Below are 18,106 nucleotides of genomic sequence, written 5' to 3' on the forward strand. Positions count from 1 at the left end.
CCAGGATACGGGGATCTGTCTGCCCGACGGCCTTCGCAACCTTGGCAATTGTGGCGCCGAAGATTCGCAAAGCTTGGCAGATGTACCTGCTTGATGGCACTCGGTGTCGGTGCCAGAGTCGATGCAGCGGCCCGCCGGACACGGTGGCCGGGAAGGACTGACCGGCCCGGCTCACGCCCTGATTTCGGGGATCCGGGCAGTCCGCCCCGGCGGCTCGGCAGCATTGCTCACGCTTCGGCCCCAGGCCGGGTTCGGCGGCCGCGATCCCCAGCTGGGCACAGAGTGCCAATGCTTTCGATCCCTCGGGCGGCGCATTGGCAAGACACGCGACGGACAGAAACGGTGACGGTCATGGCAGAGGCGAACACGACGGCGGCGGCCGAGCAGCTGAGGCAGCGGTGGGCCGACGACCCCCGCTGGGCGGGCATCGAGCGCACCTACACGGCCGAGGACGTGGTGCGGCTCTCGGGCAGCGTCCGCGAGGAGCACACCCTGGCCCGGCGCGGCGCCGAGCGGCTGTGGCGACAGCTCCACGAGCAGGACTACATCCACGCCCTCGGCGCCCTCACCGGCGGCCAGGCCGTCCAGCAGGTGCGGGCAGGCCTCCAGGCGATCTACCTCTCCGGCTGGCAGGTCGCCGCCGACGCCAACCAGGCCGGGCACACCTACCCGGACCAGAGCCTCTACCCGGTCAACTCGGTCCCCCAGGTGGTCCGCCGGATCAACAACGCGCTGCTGCGCGCCGACCAGATCGCCACCGCCGAGGGCGGCACCGACACCACGGACTGGCTCGCGCCGATCGTCGCGGACGCCGAGGCCGGCTTCGGCGGCCCGCTGAACGCCTTCGAGCTGACGAAGGCGATGATCGCGGCGGGCGCGGCCGGCATCCACTACGAGGACCAGCTCGCCTCCGAGAAGAAGTGCGGCCACCTGGGCGGCAAGGTCCTCGTGCCGACCGCGCAGCACGTCCGCACCCTCAACGCGGCCCGGCTGGCGGCCGACATCGCCGACACCCCGACCCTGATCATCGCCCGTACCGATGCCCTCGCGGCCACTCTGCTGACCAGCGACGTCGACGAGCGCGACGCGGAGTTCTGCACGGGTGAGCGCACCGCCGAGGGCTTCTACCACGTGCGGAACGGCATGGCCCCGGTGATCGCCCGCGGTCTGGCGTACGCCCCGTACGCCGACCTGATCTGGGTGGAGACCGGCACCCCGGACCTGGCCCAGGCCCGCGAGTTCGCCGAGGCGATCCACGCGCAGTACCCGGATCAGATGCTGGCCTACAACTGCTCGCCGTCCTTCAACTGGAAGGCCGCGCTGGACGACGACCAGATCGCCAAGTTCCAGCGCGAGCTCGGCGCGATGGGCTACCGATTCCAGTTCATCACCCTGGCCGGCTTCCACTCCCTCAACCACGGCATGTTCGACCTGGCCCGCGGCTACGCGGAGCACGGCATGACCGCCTACGTCGACCTCCAGGAGCGCGAGTTCGCCGCCCAGGCCCACGGGTTCACCGCCGTCAAGCACCAGCGCGAGGTCGGCACCGGCTACTTCGACCTCGTCTCCACCGCCGTCAACCCGGCGTCCTCCACCACCGCGCTCTCCGGCTCCACCGAGGAGGAGCAGTTCCACTAGGACCCGCCCGATCCGGGCCGCAGGCCGCCCGGAACACCCCGGGCACCACCTCGCCGTAGGGCCCGGGGTGCCCGAGTGCACGCAGTACCCGGGCGCCCCGCCGGCACCGTCACCCCGCGTTCCCCGAAGGCCGGAGAAACCAGCTCCCGTCCGGCCCTCCCCTCTCCCGGAGGAGACCCGCATGTCCATTCACGCACCGACCCGCCGCGTCGAGGTCCTCGGGACACCGGGCGACCGCCACGACGAGATCCTCACCCCCGAGGCCCTGGACTTCATCGGCCGGCTCGACGACGCGTTCGCCGGCCGCCGCCAGGAGATCCTCAAGGAGCGCACCCGCCGCTCGGCCCACCTGGCCGGTGGCACCCCCCTCGTCCTCCCCCTCGCCACCCGCGCGATCCGGCAGGACCCCGAGTGGAGGATCGCGCCGCCGGCGCCCGGTCTCACCGACCGCCGCGTGGAGATCACCGGCCCGCCGGACCGCCGGATGGCGGTCAACGCCCTCAACTCCGGCGCCCGCGTGTGGATGGCCGACCTCGAGGACGCCACCTCGCCCACCTGGGACAACGTCATCGGCGGCCAGCTGGCCCTGCTCGACGTGATCGAGCGGCGGATCGACTTCACCACCCCGGAGGGCAAGGAGTACCGCCTCGGTACGGACCTCGCGACCATCATGGTCCGCCCGCGCGGCTGGCACCTCCTCGAAGAACACCTGGAGATCGACGGCCGGCCCATGTCCGCGTCCCTCGTGGACTTCGGCCTCTACTTCTTCCACTGCGCGCAGCGGCAGATCGACGCCGGCCACGGCCCGTACTTCTACCTCCCCAAACTGGAGAACCGGTACGAGGCACGCCTGTGGAACGACATCTTCCTGTTCGCCCAGGACCTGCTCGGCATCCCGCGCGGCACCGTCCGCGCCACGGTCCTCATCGAGACGATCACCGCCGCGTTCGAGATGGAGGAGATCCTCTACGAACTGCGCGGGCACAGCGCCGGGTTGAACGCGGGCCGCTGGGACTACCTCTTCAGCCTCATCAAGACCTTCGGTCACCGCACCGATTTCCAGCTCCCCGACCGGGCCGCGGTCACCATGACCGCCCCGTTCATGCGGGCCTACACCGAACTCCTCGTCCGTACCTGCCACAAGCGCGGCGCCCACGCCATCGGCGGCATGGCCGCCCACGTCCCCAGCAGGGACGCGGAGGCCAACACCGCCGTCCTGGCGAAGGTCCGCCTCGACAAGGAGCGGGAGGCCGAGGACGGCTTCGACGGCTCCTGGGTCGCCCACCCCGGTCTGGTCCCCGTCTGCCGTGAGGTCTTCGACGGCGTGCTGGGGGAGCGGCCGAACCAGCTGGAGCGCACGCGCGAGGACGTCGAGGTCGACGCCGCCGATCTGCTGTCGGTCCGCCGGATCGCGGCCCCGCCGACCTCCGAGGGCATCCGTTCCAACGTGGCCGTGGCCCTGCGCTACTTCGACGCCTGGCTGCGCGGCCGCGGAGCCGTCGCGCTCAACGGGCTGATGGAGGACGCCGCCACCGCCGAGATCGCCCGCGTCCAGATCTGGCAGTGGCTGCGCCACGACCGGGTGGAGCGCTCCACCGTGCTCACCCTCCTCGACGCCGAATGCGAGGCACTGGCGGAGGAGGACCCGCAGGCCCTGGTCACCGAGGCGCGGGACCTCTTCGTGGACACCGCGCTCACCCCCCGCCTGCCCGCCTTCTTCACCCCCGAGGCCTACACCCGCCACCTCGTCCGCCGGACGGAGACCTCCGCATGAGCATGGACATCAGCAGGGTCGGCATCGTCGGCGGCGGCCAGATGGGCTCCGGCATCGCCGAGGTCTGCGCCCGCGCAGGACTCGACACCGTCGTCGCCGAGGCCGACGCCACCACCGCCCGGGCCGCCCGGGAACGCGTCGCCGTCTCCCTCGAACGCGTCGTGCAGCGCGGCAAGCTGGACCGGATCTCCGCCGAGGACGCCCTGGCCCGGCTCGTCTTCACCGGCGACCTGGAGGACCTCGCCGACCGGCAGCTCGTGATCGAGGCCGTCACCGAGAACCCCGGAGCCAAGTCGGAGGTCTTCACCCGCCTGGACAAGATCGTGGAGGACCCGGAGGCCATCCTCGCCACGAACACCTCGGCCATCCCGATCATGCGCCTCGGCATGGCCACCGGCCGCGCCGACCGGGTCGTGGGCCTGCACTTCTTCAACCCCGTACCCGTCCTGCCGCTCGTGGAGGTCGTCTCCTCCCTCCACACGTCGCGGGAGACCGTCGCCGCCGTGGAGGCCTTCGCCCGCGACACCCTGGGCAGGACCACCGTCCGCTCCCAGGACCGGGCCGGCTTCGTGGTCAACGCACTGCTGATCCCCTACCTGCTCTCGGCCATCCGGATGGCCGAGTCCGGGTTCGCCGCGCCCGAGGACGTGGACGCCGGAATGGAACTGGGCTGCGCCCACCCGATGGGACCGCTCAAACTGGCCGACCTGATCGGCCTGGACACCGTCGCGGCCATCGCGGAGTGCCTCTACGAAGAGTTCAAGGAACCCCTGTACGCGCCGCCCCCGCTGCTCCAGCGGATGGTGCAGGCGGGGCTGCTCGGCCGCAAGAGCGGCCGCGGGTTCCACACGTACGGCCGGGGCTGAGGGGCCCCGGCCCGTCTCCTGGGCAGAGGGTGCGCCGGAGACGCAGGAAGGCGGCGCGGGTGGGGCGAGTGGTGTCGCCCCACCCGCGCCGCACCCGTTAGGCGTGTCAGGCGGTCCTTCCGGGAGGGCCGGCGGGGAGGCGTTCCCAGAGGCGGACCACGTGCATGTGCAGGGCGTCCTCGGCCTCCTCGGCGGTCAAGTGCCCTATGAGCACATGGCTGGTCAGGCCGTCCGCGAGGGCGAGCAGGGCCCGGGCCTCGTGCTGCGGATCGGGCGTTGCGGCGTCATCGTGGGCGGGGCCGCTCCCGCCCGCCTCCGTGATGAGGCGGGCGAGGAGGCCCTGGAGAGCCGCGTAACTGGTTCTGAGCCGGGCGGCGAGCGGCTCGCTGACGGCGGCCTGGGCGACGAACGCGAGCCACACCCGTGCCTCGGCGCGGTGCTCTCTGCGGAGCAGGGCGATCTCGGTGGCCGCATGACCCAGGGCGGTGGCGGCCGACTGGGCCGGGCTGCTGGACAGACGGGCCCGTACACGCTCGGTGATGCGCTCGCCGACATGGTCGACGGCGAACAGGAGCATCTCCTCCTTGGTGCGGAAGCAACGCTGAACGGCGCCCAGGGAGACCTCCGCGCGGGCGGCGACGTCGCGCATGGTCACTCCCTCGGGGCCGTGTTCGTCGGCGAGGAGGCAGACGGCCTCGGCGATCCGCCGACGTCGGCTCTCGTAGTCCACCTGCTTGGGCATGTTCGGGCGCCTCCTTTATTCGATACGAGCGTATCGCATCTGGGTTATGGTTCCGACGCGAGCGCTCAGATCACAGGAACGGGGAGGACAGGAATCGTGCAGGACGCCCTATGGAAGATGCCGGCCGCGGCCCAGGCGGAGGCGGTGCGGAACGGAGACGTGTCGGCCGTCGAACTGGTCGACAGTCACCTGGACCGCATCGCCGACGTCAACCCGCAGGTCAACGCGGTCACTCAGCTGATGGCCGAGCGTGCCCGCGACGCCGCGGCGCGGACGGATGCGCGCCGGGCCGCAGGCGAAGAACCGGGGCCGCTGGCAGGGGTGCCGTTCACCGTGAAGGAGACGACCCCCGTCGAAGGCGTGCCGACCACGATGGGAGTCACGCGCTTCCGCGACCTGGTGGCGGCGGCCGACGCACCACCGGTGGCCCGGCTGCGTGCCGCCGGAGCCATTCCGATCGGGCACAGCAACGTACCCACCCTGATCCTGGCCGGGATGCACACCCGCAGCGAACTGTTCGGCGACACCGTCAACCCGTGGGACCGGTCCCGGACTCCGGGAGGCTCCAGCGGCGGCGACGCAGTGGCCGTCGCCACCGGCATGGCCGCACTCGGGCTCGGCAACGACTCCGGCGGATCAGTACGGATCCCTGCCTCGTTCTGCGGTGTGGCGGGACTCAAGCCCACCCCCGGGCGGTTCCCCGCCGACCACCGTGTTCTCGGCCCGGACGACCCGGGACCGGCCTCGCAGATGCTGGTCACCGACGGGCCCCTGGCCCGCAGGATCGCCGACCTGCGGCTGGCCTACGAGGCACTGGCCGGGACCGACCCGCGGGATCCGCGGGCCGTACCGGTGCCCGTCCGCGGTGAGCCGCTGCCGGGACCGGTGAAGGTCGCGGTCGTCGTCGATCCCGGCGGCCACGGTGTCCACCCCACGGTCCGCGGTGCTGTCACGGCAGCGGCAGACGCGCTGCGCGACGCCGGGTACGACGTGCGTGAGATCGCGGACGTTCCGCGGCTGGACGAGGCCCTCGATGCCTACCACCGGATCGTCGTGACCGAATTCGCCCCGACCTGGCCGGTGGTGCGGACCCTGCTCGGAGAGGGCGGAGACCGCTACATCGGGATGACGATGGAGAAGACCCCGCCCGCGAGCGCGGCGGAGTTCATGCGGCTGATGGGCGTCCGGCTGGGCATCCGCCGCTCCTGGGCGGAGTTCCTCGACGAGTACCCGCTGCTGCTCGGGCCGGTGTTCACCGAGCCGGCCGTGGAGCCGGGGCTGGAGTCGCGCGACCGGGCGGGACGGGAACGGGTCGGCTCGGGCATGCGCCTGTGCACCGTGACCAGTTTCGTGGGCGTACCTGCGGTCTCCGTACCGACCGGAGTGACCGACGGCCTGCCGTCCGGCGTGCAGATCGTCGGGCGCGCCTTCCGGGAGGACCTGTGCCTGGACGCCGCCCAGGAGGTCGAGGACCGCCTCGGAGTGCTCACACCGATCGACCCCCGCCCTGCCGGCGCGCCACCCGGTATCCCCCGAACCGGGTGACACGACTGGTGATCACCACCGATCACCGGTTCAGTGGGGTGCGTGGACCGATCACAGTCCGTACCTCCGTGGGAACACCGGTGACCTCCATGGACCACCGGGCACCGACCGGCGACCCCATGCTCACCGCCAGGTTCGCGCCTCCCGCCGTGCCCGGACTGCTGGTGCACCGGCCCGAACTGCTGAAGCGGCTGACGGCCGGGGTGCGCGGGCCGCTCACCCTCATCAACGGTCCGGCCGGATCGGGCAAGACCGTGCTCACCGCACACTGGGCGGCCGACGGACGCGCGCCCCGTCCCCCCATGTGGCTCACCGTGGAACCCGACGACGCACCCGGCGCCTTCTGGGCGTACGTCCTGGAGGCCCTCCACCGGGGCGGGGTGGCGCTGCCGGCCGGAGTGGGCAGGCCGACCCGCGCCGAAGGGGTGACCCGGTCGTTCCTGGTGCGCCTGGCGGACGGGCTGGCCGCGACCGCGCAGCCCGCGGTGCTCGTGCTCGACCAGTTCGACACCGCGCAGCCGCCCGCGACCACCGAGGGGCTGGACTTCGTACTCCGGCACGCGGGCGGGGGCCTGCGCATCGTGCTCACCAGCCGGTCCGACTCGTTGCTGCCCCTGCACCGCTACCGGGCGGCCGGGGAGATCACGGAGATCCGGCACGCCGACCTGAGGTTCACCGACGAGGACGCCGAGGCCCTGCTGGGGGAGCACGGCCTGGACATCTCACAGGCCGGGGTCCGGCTGCTGATGGAGCGCACCGAGGGCTGGGCGGCCGGGGTCCGCCTGTGCGCCCTGGCCATGCAGCGCAGCGCCGACCCGGAGGCCTTCCTCCGCCAGTTCGCGGCCGACCGCACCACCATCGCCGACTACCTCCTCAGCGAGGTGCTCGACGCGCAGCCGCCCCTCACCCGGGACCTGCTGCTGCGCGTCTGCGTCACGGACCGCGTCCACCCGGATCTCGCGGACGCGCTGACCGGACGGGACGACGGCGCGCAGACACTTGCCGGACTGGCCCGCGACAACGCGTTCCTGGAGCAGATCGACGCCTCGGCCTGGTACCGGCTGCACCCGCTGTTCGCCGAGGTCCTGCGCGCACACCTGCGCCAACGCCGCCCCGGTCTGGAGCCGCGGCTGCACGGGCGGGCGGCGCGCTGGCTGGCCCGCACCGGCCGACTCACGGAGGCGGTGCTCCAGGGCGCGGCCGCCGGGGACTGGCAGTTCGCAGCGGCCCAGGTGGTCGACAACCTTGCGATCGGCCGCCTCCTCACGGGCCTGGAGGCGGATCAGCTGGGCCGTGCGTTCGCCGGAATGCCGGCCGGGACGCCCGGAGCGGCACCGGCGCTGGTCGGCGCGGCCTGCCGGCTGGCCGAACAGGACGTCGCCGGTGGCGAGGCAGGGCTGCGGCGGGCGGACACCTCCCTGACCGCGTCGAGCGGTCCGGCGGCCCGGCTGGGCCGCGCCTTCCTCGGCGTACTCGCCGGGCGGCTGGCCGGTGATCCGAAGGCCACCGAACGGGCGGCCGCCGACGCCGACCGGCTGCTGAGGGAGATCGCGCCACCGCTGCTCGCCGGGCACCCCGAGCTCCGCGCCCTGCTGCTCGCGCATCTCGGTGCCGCCGAGCTCGCCGCCGGGCGCCTGGACCGGGCCGGGTCCGCCCTCACGGCCGCCGTCGCCGCGTGCGGGGCGCCGGGAGGCGAGGACGCGGCCGGCGAACACCCGGCGGGAGAGCATCCGGGGATGGAGCACCCGCTCTGCGACGCGCTCGGCTCACTGGCCCTCGCCGAACTGCTGCGCGGCCGGTTGCGGCAGGCGGCCGAGCACGCCCGCGCCGCGCTCGCCGTCGCCGAGCAGTCCGCCCTTCCGCCCGGGCGCCGGACCGGTGTCGACCACCTCGTCCTGGCGGGAGTGGCCGTCGAGCAGGACGACCTCGCGGCCGCCCGCCGCCACCTCGACCTGGCGGCCGCGGCCGCCGGATCCCGCCCGGACCCCGCGACGGCCGCCCGGGCCGCCGTCATCGGCGCCCGGATCGCCGCGTCCGAGGGCGACGCGGACACCGCGCTCGCCGCCCTCCGCGCGGTGGACGCGGCCGGGCTGTCCGCCCGGGTGCGGGACGAGCTGGCCGTGGCCGAGTCGGCCGTGCACCTGGCGCGCAGCGACGCCGTCGCGGCCCTGCAGGTCCTGGACGCCGTGGAGGCCGCGTCCGCGGAGGCCCCCTGGGAGACACCGGAGGGCGACCGGCCGGAGTACGCGGTGGCCCGCGCCCGCGCCCTGCTGGCCGCCGGCCGGGGCGCGGACGCGAGGCAGGAGCTGGACGGAGTACCGGGCGACGACAGCGTCCCGGCACCGGTACGGGCCCGGGCGTGCCTGCTCCGGGCGCAGATCGCCGCCGCGGACGGAGACCCCGACGGTGCGCACCGTCGGCTGGGCGAGGCGCTGGCGCTCGCCCGCCCCGAGGAACTGCGCCGGATGTTCGTCGAGAGCGGCCCCTGGACGGGCCGGACCCTGCGGAAGGACCCGCAGCTGACCCGGTCGCACGGCTGGCTGAATCCGCGCACACCGGTGCGTACGGCACGTACCCCGCAGGACGGCGGAGCGCCCCCGGTGGTGGAGCCGCTGAGCCCGCGGGAGACCGACGTGCTGCGCAAGGCCGCGGATCTGCTGTCCACGGAGGAGATCGCGGCCGAGCTGTACGTATCGGCCAACACGGTCAAGACCCACCTGAAGAGCATCTACCGCAAGCTGGGCGTCGCCCGGCGCAGCGAGGCCGTCCACCGGGCGCAGGACCTCGGGATCCTCTGACGAACAGCGGGGGCGGAGGCCCGCAGGTGCGCCATTTCGCCCGCACCGGGCGATGCCGAGCGCCGCGCGGGCGCCCACGATGGCGGGTGAAGGCCGGGACCGGGCCGGGGGCCGCTCTCGCCCCGGCCCCCGTACGCCCGCACCCGATGCCTTCGATCCGAGAGGAGTGAGTGCTCCCATGCGCTACGAATTCCGCATCTCGGGGGTCGTACCGGACACACTCGCCGCGAGCTTTCCCGAGCTCGACCGGATTCCCGTCCCCGAGCAGACGCTGCTGTTCGGCAGCGTGGCGGACGAGGCCCACCTGTACGGGCTTCTCACCCGCTTCCAGTCCCTGGGCCTGCGGGTGCTCGAAATGCGCCGGCTGCCCGCCTGAGCGAGGACGGGCAGCCGGCGCGAAGACCACCCGCTTCGGGTGATCACAGCCACCGGCCCGCCGGACGAGACTGCGTTGTGGGCACCGAAGCCTGTGACCGACGAGCGAGCAGGACGGTCCTGCGCTGTACCGCCAACTGTGAGGTGAATTCCATGGGCCAGCCGACACCGACCGGGGGTAACTGGAACACCGGCCCCGCGCCGGGCAACACGCCGCCGTACCCGAGCGGCGACGGCCAGGGCGCCGGGAACGTGGGCACGATGTTCGCCGCGGTCCTCCTCCTGGTGACCGGATGCCTCGCGGTGTTCCAGGGCATCGCGGCCATCGCCAACGACGATGTGTACGCCCGCATCGGCAGCTACGTCTTCGAATTCGACCTGACGGCGTGGGGGTGGATCCACCTCATCATCGGAATCCTCGTCGTCCTCACCGGAGTGGGCCTCTTCGCCGGCTCCAACGTGGCCAGGGGCGCGGGCATCGCCCTCGCCGCCATCAGCGTGATCCTCAACTTCATGTGGCTGCCGTACCAGCCCTGGTGGTCGATCATCATCATCGCGATTGACGTGTTCATCATCTGGGCCCTGTGCACGAGTTGGACGCACGAGACCGAGTGACGCACAGCGCCCGCAACATCGGCGGCACCCGATCCGGAGACGGCTCGGGTGCCGCTGCGTTGCGCCGACGGTCCCGCTACGCGTACACCGGGAAGGACTTCGAGCTCCGGGACGCGCTTGTTCTGCAGCGGAACACAGGCCGCCCGGCCGGCCTGGCGGGTCCGCCGTACGGGGCCGATCCCCCCGCCGCAGGGGCAGGAGCAGGGACGACTCCTCGGGCGGGGCTCCGGAGGACGAGCGGCAGCGGCACGCTGACCGACACCGCCCGCAAGGACACCTCAGGTTCCGACGGCCTGCCCGAAGGTGAAGAAGCCGTCCGGGTCCACCCGTTTCTTGATCTCGACGAGCCGCGGGTAGTTGGCGCCGTAGTACGCCGTCCGCCAGTCCTCCAGATCCGGGTCGATGAAGTTCTGGTACGCCCCCTCGCCCACGTACGGCGCCATCGCCTCCCGCAGCTCCGTCAGCCAGCGGAGGTTCGCCTCCACGATGGCGGCCCCGTCCTGCTCGGACCAGGAGGTGTCCATGCTGACCAGGCTCAGCGCGTCGCGGTGGACGAACGCGGTGTCGCCCGGCGCCACCCGGTTGATCGCGCCGCCCCAGGTGTAGAGGGCCAGGCCGCAGCCGTCCGGGTTGCCGCTGCCGGGGCGGCGTCCCAGCAGGGAGAGGACGGTGGAGAGGGCCTCGGCGGGCAACGGCTCGGTGGCGAACCGCGTCCGTACCGCGAACGCCCCGGCGGAGGTCTCGTGCAGCAGATAGTCCTTGGCCTCCCAGAACGTGCGGTCGGCGATGTCCTCGCGCACCGGACGGGTCGCCGCGAGGGCCGGGGCGAGCAGCTCGCGCAGCTCGCCGGCCGGGCCCAGGTGCAGAGCGACGGCCGACACCGTGGCCCCGGGCCCGTCCGCGGCGCTCACGCCGAGCCTCAGCGAGAACTCGTCCGGTGCCTTCCGCGCGATCTCCTGCATCACCGTGAAGACCTCCGGTGCGTCCGCCCCGTCCCAGAGCAGCAGGCAGGTGGATACGTCGCGGACCGGGCTCGCCCGGAAGGTGAAGGACAGGTTGATGCCGAAGTTGCCGCCGCCGCCCCCGCGGCAGGCCCAGTACAGGTCGGGGTTCTCCTCGGCGTCACAGGTCAGCAGTTGCCCGTCCGCCGTCATCAGCGTGGTGCGCACGAGCGCGTCCGCCGTGAGGCCGAGCTTGCGCGAGGTGGAGGAGGAGCCCCCGCCGAGCGTGAGGCCGGCGATGCCGACGGACGCGCCGTTGCCCAGCGCGAATGCCATCTCGTGGGGCTGGACCGCGGCGCACACGTCCGCCATCAGCGCCCCGCCCGCGGCCGTGACCAGCCCGGTGGATCCGTCGGCGGTCACCGTGTTCAGGGCGCGGAGGTCGAGGACCAGGCCGGTGTGGGCCGAGTATCCGGCGTAGCTGTGCCCGCCGCTGCGCGCGACGAGGCCGATGCCGCTCTCGCGTGCCCACTCGACGGCGAGGCGCACATCGGCGGTGTTCGCCACCGACAGCACACCGCTCGGTGTGGTGCTCGCGTACCGCTTGTTGAACGGGGCTCCGGCCGAACGGAATCCGGTGTCGCCGGGGCGCAGCACGCGGCCGGTCACGGCCCGCTCCAGTCGTCGCCAGTCGCTGTCGGACGCGCCCTGTGCCGCGCCCGTGCGCGCGCCCGGGTCCGGGCTCACCGGACCTCCTCGATGTAGGAGATCCCGGTCGCGGCGTGCGGGCCGTAGCGCTCCCACTCCTCACGCAGCAACAGGCGTCCGTCCTCGGCCACTTCGGGTGTGTTGACGGTGCGGCCGCAGACGACCTCGCCCGTCGCGAAGACGATGGTGTAGCCCATGGAGAGGGTGCCGTCCGCCTCGCAGGTGCCCACGGTCCAGCCGCGGCGCACCTCGCCGCCGACGACCTCGCCCCACACCAGGTCGCCCTGCTGGTGGTAGACGGCGACGGTCCGGATGTCGCCCTTGGGCTTGCGGAACCTCCGCCCGTCGTAGTTGATCACGGGGCCGCCTCCGGCTGGCGGGCGAGGAAGTCGGCCGACATGTCCGGGCCCCACCAGATCGCGTAGTAGGAGAAGTCCTCGTCGTGCTCGTTGACGATGTGGTGCTCCACCCCGCCCCGCATGAGCGCGATGTCCCCGGCGGCGAGCGCGTGCCGCCGGTCGTCACAGACGACCTCGGCGCGGCCGGACATGACGATGAACATCTCGCGTTCGTGGTGGGCGTGGGAACCCGTCACGTCGCCGGGGCGCAGCACGCACCAGGCTCCGCGAAAGGGGGTGTCCAGTCCGGGCCACGGGTGGAGCAGTTTCAGATCCAGCCCGTGGTCCCGGACCAGGTTTTCCGGCTCACTTCTCCGAATGGTCACATCGGATTGTTCCTGGTCGGTCAACGTCCCACTCCGATCGACGTCCCTCATATTCACGGCGGCGCGTGACGTCGTTCAGGCTAGAAGGCCGAGACTCCCTGTCGACAGGGGAATTGTTCCCTTGTCGAACGGGAATTGCCGGTACGGGAATGATCGCCGATCAGTGGATCAGCCGTGCCCGAGACCGGCATCCCGGGCGAGCACGATGGCCTGCGAGCGATCGGCCACACCGAGCTTGCCGAATATCACCGAGACACGGTTGCTCACCGTCTTCGAGGCGAGCACGAGCTCGCGGGCGATGGTGGTATTCGACTTGCCCGCGGCGATGCGTTCCAGCACGTCCCGTTCCCGGTTGGTCAGTTGCGGGAACGGATAGTAATACTGCTGCCCGGACGTCGCGCGCATCAGTGCGCCCAACCGCCCGGCGATCGACTTGTCGATGATGGCCTCGCCGGCCGCCACGGCCTGGATCCCTCGCAGGATCTGGTCCGCGTCGGCCCGTTTGAACAGGTAGCCCCGTGCGCCCGCCTGGAGCGCCGAGGTGATGGCCTGGTCGTCGTCCACGGCGCTGAAGACGAGGATGCCCGTATCGGGCCATAATCGCAGTACCTCGGGAATGACCTTCGCCCCGGCCGCCCCGTCCATCTGCGGGTCGAGCACGAGGACGGCGGGCCGGCACCGGCACATCTCCTCGATCACCTCGTCCGCCGTCGAGGCCTCTCCGACGACCGCAATGCCCCCGGACCGTTCGAGAACGGAACGGACACCGTGGCGAATTGCCGGCTGGGCGTCGGCGAGGACGACGGAAACCGAGGTGGGGACCCGGCGGACGACCGGGAAGTCCTGGTCGGGCCGGAGCGGCGCACCCTCTCTTCGTGTATCGGCTTGTGGCGAGAGTGGCCACAGTAATCTCATGGTGGTTGATTTCTGGTTCATTCGTACCTTCCCCCCACTCGATGGTGCAAGGCGGGCCAGACGGCCGACCGGTACCCAGAATGGTGCAGAGGTCCAGCCCACCGCAACGGTGAGGAGTGCGAGAAGAACTGCGATAGTTATACCTGTGAGAGCATCGCTATTCGCGGCTTATTCGGCGGGCTTCGCACATGCACCGACAATTGAAATCGAGCAATCTCAAGCGCCCACTGATCCGACCGCTCCGACATCCTGCGCGCGGCGCAGGATTGCCTCCCGGTCGCGCCAGTGCGCCCAGAATGCGCCGGTGTATCCGAGCCCTCCCAGACTGGTCAGGAAGGGATTGTCCGCATAGTTGTTGTCGTGCTCGCTGGAGCCGGCCAGCGTCGGCAGCATCACCCGGTGGTGGTCGGACGGGTCGACGAGCTCCCACAGGAGATCCACGGACCGGCTCCAGCGTCCGGAGGGATCGGCGACCGTACCGGTGTCCTCCAGCAGATCCGGCGAGAAGTAGCAGACCAGACGGAAGTTGCCCGACTCGTCGAACATGAACTGCCGCTCGTACTCCACCGGCCCGGAACACCGGGACAGCGGCTTCAGCACGATCGGCCCGGTGGCCGTGTTGGACTGCAGCCCCGGCACCGTCCGCACCCCGTCGCACCGCTCGGCCATCGCGATGCCCAGCGGAGTGTGGGGGAAGAGCCGGAGCCCCAGCGAGAAGCCGGTCACGGTGGCGTCCAGTGCCATGAACGCGTCTACGCATTCGCGCATGGTCTGCGGCGTCTCGCCGGGCATTCCGAAGAGCGCCTCGACCATGGTCAGCATGCCGTTGGCGTGGCAGAGCCGCACCAGCCGCTCGGTGTCCGCGAAGCTGTAGTAGGTGGTGCCCTTCTCCGTGATCTTCCAGCCGCTCAGCATGTCGGCGCGCACGTGGTCCGAGCCGACGTTCACCCCGCGACAGCCGGCCGCCGCGAGCAGCTCGGCGAACTCTTCGTCGAACGGGGAGGGCTGGCAGTAGACCCACAGCCGCAACGCGTTCAGCGGATTGCCCGCGTCGGCGTGCTTGCGCCGGACGATCTCGCGCAGCAGGTTCTTGGCGTGGGATATGGACAGGTTGAACTCGCTGTCGGTGGTGTGCTGGTCGAGGATCCCCTGCGCGGCCAGGGACTGCATCTCGTCGACCACGGCCGCGACGTCGCGCCGGCCCGTCCGGATGCCCTTGGCGTCCGGCTCCACGCAGTGCGAACAACGGTAGGTGCAGCCGTTCTTGGTGAGGATCCCGGCCAGCCCGCCGCGCTGGTAGTACAGCAGGTTGTCCACCTTGAGCGGCGCCCCGGAGCGGCGGACGTACGTCCCGGAGCGGTCCACCTGCCAGCTCCGGTCCTCGAACTGCCCGGCGGGCAGCGGCGCCGCCACCGTACGGCGCCCCGCCGCGGTGAGCGCGGGCGGCGGCACCCTGGTCACTCCCTCCGGGGTGTTGCGGATGAGACCGCTCACCGTGTCCGTGCCGCGTCCGGTGACCAGCGCGTCGGCGAGGTCGCAGATGATCTGCTCACCCGGCCCCTTGACGCCGAAATCGATGCCGAAGTAGTCGACCAGCGCGAAGGGCATGGACGAGAATCCGATGCCGCCGCCGACGATCGGCGCATCGGTCAGCCGTCTGATCTCGGTGATGATCTCCTTGTGCTCGCCGACGAAAGGGCGCTGCTCGAAGGCGTAGACGGTGTCGGTATTGCGGATGGTGACACCGACCAGCACCGGACTGCGCGCTCCGAAGTACTCGGAGAGGCAGGACTTCCAGTCCTCCCGGTGGAACGTGAGGTCGACCACCTCGACCTCGAAGTCGGCGGCCTCCAACGAGGTCGTGAGCACATCGAGCGCGTAGGGCGCGATCGGTGGGTGCACCTTGTTGGGATTGACCAAAAGCACCAGGCCTCGGCCCATCGGACTTTCTCCCCCCTGGCCTGCACGCAGGCGAATCGCGTTATCTGACGATGCCGAGGCAGATGCCGAACTCGGGCTTCCCGCCCAGCAGATAGGCGCCGGCCGACTGCAGGATGCGGTCCTGTGCGGTGGCGTGCTGGCACATCGTGGTGGTGTCGCGCATCCAGCGGTCCATCGGCGACGACTGGTGGATCGACCAGGTCTGGAGCAGGTCGCAGAGCCGGCCGACGATCGACCGCGACGTGCGGAAGGCGTGCACCCAGGCGATCGGCGACGCCGCCCGTTCCTCGGGCGTGAGGTCGTCCAGGGTGCCCCCGGCGGCCAGCACCTCCCACTGGCGGCGCTGGCTCGCGTACACCGCGCTGCGGGTCGCGAGGAAGTCCGCCTCGCACTCGGCGAGCGTGGTCTGGGCCCGGAAGTGGTCCTTCCACGCCACCCCGGTCATCCGGTCGACCCGGGTCCGGGCGATCTCCCGGGCGTGGTCCAGGGCGGCCCTGGCCACCCCGAGCGCCACGCCGCACATACTGCGCGTGAAGGCGTCCGGCTGGGCGAGCGGACCGGGCCGGCCGCGTACCCTGCCGAAGCTGTAGGTGTGCTCCTCGGGTACGAAGACATCGGTCATCGTGTAGTCGCAACTGCCGGTGCCGCGCATGCCCATGGTGTGCCAGTTGTCGATGACCTCCACCTGCGACCGCTCGACCAGGAACTGCCGCGACTCGTGCGGATTGCTGCCGTCCGGGCTCGCATACGGCTTGCCGTCCTCGAAGACGAACGCACCGGAGGTCACCCGGTCGCAATGGGTGATCCCGCTGCCGAACGACCAGCGGCCGGAGAGCCGGAACCCGCCCGGCACCCGCTCGGCGTGCCCCGTCGGCTGCAGCAGCCCGGCCGTGATCGTGTCCGGGGTCGGGAAGACCTCCTTGGCCACCGTCTCGTCGAGGAAGGCGCTGAAGATGCCACTGCTCGCGCCCATCACCGAACACCAGGCCGCGGAGGCGTCTCCGTACGCCAGCGTCTCGACGACCTCGGTCTGCTCCATCGTGGTCAGCGCCAGGCCGCCCAGCTCACGGCCGAAGGCCATCCGGAACACCCCGGCGTCGCGCAGCATGTCCACCACGTCCGCCGGCAGCCGCCGAGCCTCCTCGATCTGCGCCGACCGCGCCCGAAGCAGCGGCGCCAGCTCCTTCGCACGGGCCAGCAGCTCCGCCGCACTGGCGGCGGGAACCTCGGCCCCCGGGGTCCGGGTCGTGGTCATGTGATCGCCTTTCATCAGGGAGCGTCCCGGGCCTACTTGACGATGCCGAGGCTCATCCGGAACTTGGGCGGCCGGCCCAGCAGGTAGGCGCCGCCGGATTCGAGGATCAGGTCCGAGGCCGCGACGTGCTGGCACATGGTCGCGGTGTCGCGCATCCAGCGGTCCATCGGCGAGGACCGGTTGATCGACCAGGCCTGCAGCAGGTCGTAGAGCCGGTTCACGATCGCCCGCGAGGTACGGAAGGCGTGCACCCAGGCCAGCGAGGACGCGGCCCGCTCGGTGGCCGAGAGATCGTCCAGCGTGCCGCCTCCGGCCAGCACGTCCCAGTGTCGCTGCGAGCTGCTGTGGACGCCGCTGCGTGCGGCGTTGAACTCCGCCTCGCACTCGGCGAGGGTGACCTGCACACGGAAGGTGTCCGCCCACACCGTGTTCGTCATCCTGTCCACCCGGGTGAGCGCGGTCTCCCGGGCGTGGTCCAGAGCGGCCCTGGCCACCCCGAGCGGCACCGCGCACAGGCTGCGCATGAACGAGTCGGGCTGGGCGATCGGAGTGTCCGTGCGGCCCCGCACCTTGTAGAAGGTGTAGGTGTGCTCCTCGGGCACGAACACGTCGGTGATCGTGTAGTCGCTGCTCCCGCTGCCGCACAGGCCCGTGGTGTCCCAGTTCCCGACGACCCCGACCTCGTGGGCCGGCACCAGGAACTGGCGCGACGCGTGCGCGTTGCTGCCGTCCGGGCTCGCCCACGGCTCGCCGTCCTGGTAGATGAACGCCCCGGAAGTCACCCAGTCGGCATGGGTGATCCCGCTCCCGAACGACCACCGGCCCGTCAGCCGGAAACCCCCGGGAACGCGTTCCGCGTGTCCGGCCGGCGCGATCAACCCGGCGGTGATCATGTCCAGGCTCGGGAACACTTCCTTGACCACGGCAGGATCCAGGAAGTTGCTGATCGCGCCGGTCATCGCGCCGATCGCCGCGCACCAGCCGGCCGAGGCGTCCCCGTAGGCCAGCGTCTCCACGACCTCGGCCTGCTGCACCGACGTCAGTTCGGGACCGCCCCACTCCGGACCGAAGCACATCCGGAACACTCCGGTGTCGCGCAGCATGTCCACGACGTCGGCCGGGAGCTGTCGGGCCTGCTCGATCTCCGCCGACCGCTCCCGCAGCCGCGGAGCCAGCGCCCTGGCCCGCTCCAGGATCTCCGCCGCGGTGGTGGGTGCTTCCGTGCCCGGGTTCCGGGTCGTGCTCATGTGTTCCCCCTCGGGTGATGGT

General features: G+C 71.6%; 15 protein-coding genes. 7 read left to right on the forward strand and 8 right to left on the reverse strand.

The window, feature by feature from the left end:
- The first annotated feature begins 351 nt into the window (after nt 1–351).
- The 3 genes from aceA (at nt 352) to OG444_RS36440 (ending at nt 4,278) form a co-directional block, all read left to right on the forward strand.
- A complete protein-coding gene (aceA, locus tag OG444_RS36430; RefSeq protein ID WP_327266138.1) occupies nt 352–1,638 on the forward strand; it encodes an isocitrate lyase in 1,287 nt (428 codons plus the stop codon).
- 181 nt (nt 1,639–1,819) lie between these two features.
- Nucleotides 1,820–3,412, forward strand: a complete 1,593-nt coding sequence (gene aceB / locus OG444_RS36435; RefSeq protein ID WP_327266139.1) for a malate synthase A — start codon at nt 1,820–1,822, stop codon at nt 3,410–3,412.
- Nucleotides 3,409–4,278: a 3-hydroxybutyryl-CoA dehydrogenase gene (locus tag OG444_RS36440; RefSeq protein ID WP_327266140.1), complete on the forward strand. Its 870-nt coding sequence runs from the start codon at nt 3,409–3,411 to the stop codon at nt 4,276–4,278. The genes aceB and OG444_RS36440 overlap by 4 nt, the downstream gene beginning before the upstream one ends.
- 106 nt (nt 4,279–4,384) lie before the next feature.
- Here the strand turns inward: OG444_RS36440 and OG444_RS36445 are convergent, their stop codons facing one another.
- Nucleotides 4,385–5,020, reverse strand: coding sequence for a TetR/AcrR family transcriptional regulator (locus tag OG444_RS36445; protein ID WP_327266141.1), 636 nt, complete (start codon nt 5,018–5,020; stop codon nt 4,385–4,387).
- A 96-nt stretch (nt 5,021–5,116) separates the two neighbouring features.
- On the opposite strand from OG444_RS36445, the gene OG444_RS36450 reads away from it, so the two are divergent.
- The 4 genes from OG444_RS36450 (at nt 5,117) to OG444_RS36465 (ending at nt 10,353) form a co-directional block, all read left to right on the forward strand.
- Nucleotides 5,117–6,565 carry an amidase gene (locus tag OG444_RS36450; RefSeq protein ID WP_327266142.1) on the forward strand — a complete coding sequence of 483 codons (1,449 nt, stop codon included), beginning with the start codon at nt 5,117–5,119 and terminating at the stop codon, nt 6,563–6,565.
- A 68-nt stretch (nt 6,566–6,633) separates the two neighbouring features.
- Entirely contained in the window at nt 6,634–9,363 is a 2,730-nt protein-coding gene (locus OG444_RS36455; RefSeq protein WP_327266143.1) for a LuxR C-terminal-related transcriptional regulator, read from the forward strand.
- Nucleotides 9,364–9,541: 178 nt separating this feature from the next.
- Nucleotides 9,542–9,739 carry a hypothetical protein gene (locus OG444_RS36460; RefSeq protein WP_189744317.1) on the forward strand — a complete coding sequence of 66 codons (198 nt, stop codon included), beginning with the start codon at nt 9,542–9,544 and terminating at the stop codon, nt 9,737–9,739.
- 152 nt (nt 9,740–9,891) lie between these two features.
- Nucleotides 9,892–10,353: a DUF7144 family membrane protein gene (locus OG444_RS36465; protein WP_405791827.1), complete on the forward strand. Its 462-nt coding sequence runs from the start codon at nt 9,892–9,894 to the stop codon at nt 10,351–10,353.
- A 278-nt stretch (nt 10,354–10,631) separates the two neighbouring features.
- On the opposite strand, the gene OG444_RS36470 is transcribed toward OG444_RS36465, so the two are convergent.
- The 7 genes from OG444_RS36470 to OG444_RS36500 all read right to left on the reverse strand — a co-directional run bounded on the left by OG444_RS36470 (nt 10,632) and on the right by OG444_RS36500 (nt 18,084).
- Nucleotides 10,632–12,041 carry an FAD-binding oxidoreductase gene (locus tag OG444_RS36470; RefSeq protein ID WP_327266144.1) on the reverse strand — a complete coding sequence of 470 codons (1,410 nt, stop codon included), beginning with the start codon at nt 12,039–12,041 and terminating at the stop codon, nt 10,632–10,634.
- A complete protein-coding gene (locus OG444_RS36475; RefSeq protein ID WP_327266145.1) occupies nt 12,038–12,361 on the reverse strand; it encodes a hypothetical protein in 324 nt (107 codons plus the stop codon). Before OG444_RS36475 ends, OG444_RS36470 begins: the two co-directional genes overlap by 4 nt.
- Entirely contained in the window at nt 12,358–12,726 is a 369-nt protein-coding gene (locus OG444_RS36480) for a cupin domain-containing protein (protein WP_327266146.1), read from the reverse strand. The genes OG444_RS36475 and OG444_RS36480 overlap by 4 nt, the downstream gene beginning before the upstream one ends.
- Nucleotides 12,727–12,894: 168 nt before the next feature.
- Entirely contained in the window at nt 12,895–13,662 is a 768-nt protein-coding gene (locus OG444_RS36485; RefSeq protein ID WP_327266147.1) for a response regulator transcription factor, read from the reverse strand.
- Between the two features lie 195 nt (nt 13,663–13,857).
- Nucleotides 13,858–15,582: a tryptophan 2-C-methyltransferase gene (gene tsrT / locus OG444_RS36490; RefSeq protein ID WP_327266148.1), complete on the reverse strand. Its 1,725-nt coding sequence runs from the start codon at nt 15,580–15,582 to the stop codon at nt 13,858–13,860.
- Between the two features lie 40 nt (nt 15,583–15,622).
- Nucleotides 15,623–16,837, reverse strand: coding sequence for an acyl-CoA dehydrogenase family protein (locus OG444_RS36495; RefSeq protein ID WP_327266149.1), 1,215 nt, complete (start codon nt 16,835–16,837; stop codon nt 15,623–15,625).
- A gap of 32 nt (nt 16,838–16,869) precedes the next feature.
- The gene (locus OG444_RS36500) at nt 16,870–18,084 is read right to left on the reverse strand and encodes an acyl-CoA dehydrogenase family protein (protein WP_327266150.1); all 1,215 of its coding nucleotides are present in this window, start codon (nt 18,082–18,084) and stop codon (nt 16,870–16,872) included.
- Nucleotides 18,085–18,106 lie beyond the last annotated feature (22 nt).

Source organism: Streptomyces sp. NBC_01232 (assembly GCF_035989885.1).
GTDB lineage: Bacteria > Actinomycetota > Actinomycetes > Streptomycetales > Streptomycetaceae > Streptomyces.

Bases quoted from the DNA above. Each gene is read 5' to 3' on its own strand.
- aceA (WP_327266138.1), top strand. From the start codon at position 352: ATGGCAGAGGCGAACACGACGGCGGCGGCCGAGCAGCTGAGGCAGCGG.
- aceB (WP_327266139.1), top strand. From the start codon at position 1,820: ATGTCCATTCACGCACCGACCCGCCGCGTCGAGGTCCTCGGGACACCG.
- OG444_RS36440 (WP_327266140.1), top strand. From the start codon at position 3,409: ATGAGCATGGACATCAGCAGGGTCGGCATCGTCGGCGGCGGCCAGATG.
- OG444_RS36445 (WP_327266141.1), bottom strand. From the start codon at position 5,020: ATGCCCAAGCAGGTGGACTACGAGAGCCGACGTCGGCGGATCGCCGAG.
- OG444_RS36460 (WP_189744317.1), top strand. From the start codon at position 9,542: ATGCGCTACGAATTCCGCATCTCGGGGGTCGTACCGGACACACTCGCC.
- OG444_RS36465 (WP_405791827.1), top strand. From the start codon at position 9,892: ATGGGCCAGCCGACACCGACCGGGGGTAACTGGAACACCGGCCCCGCG.
- OG444_RS36485 (WP_327266147.1), bottom strand. From the start codon at position 13,662: ATGAACCAGAAATCAACCACCATGAGATTACTGTGGCCACTCTCGCCA.
- tsrT (WP_327266148.1), bottom strand. From the start codon at position 15,582: ATGGGCCGAGGCCTGGTGCTTTTGGTCAATCCCAACAAGGTGCACCCA.
- OG444_RS36495 (WP_327266149.1), bottom strand. From the start codon at position 16,837: ATGACCACGACCCGGACCCCGGGGGCCGAGGTTCCCGCCGCCAGTGCG.
- OG444_RS36500 (WP_327266150.1), bottom strand. From the start codon at position 18,084: ATGAGCACGACCCGGAACCCGGGCACGGAAGCACCCACCACCGCGGCG.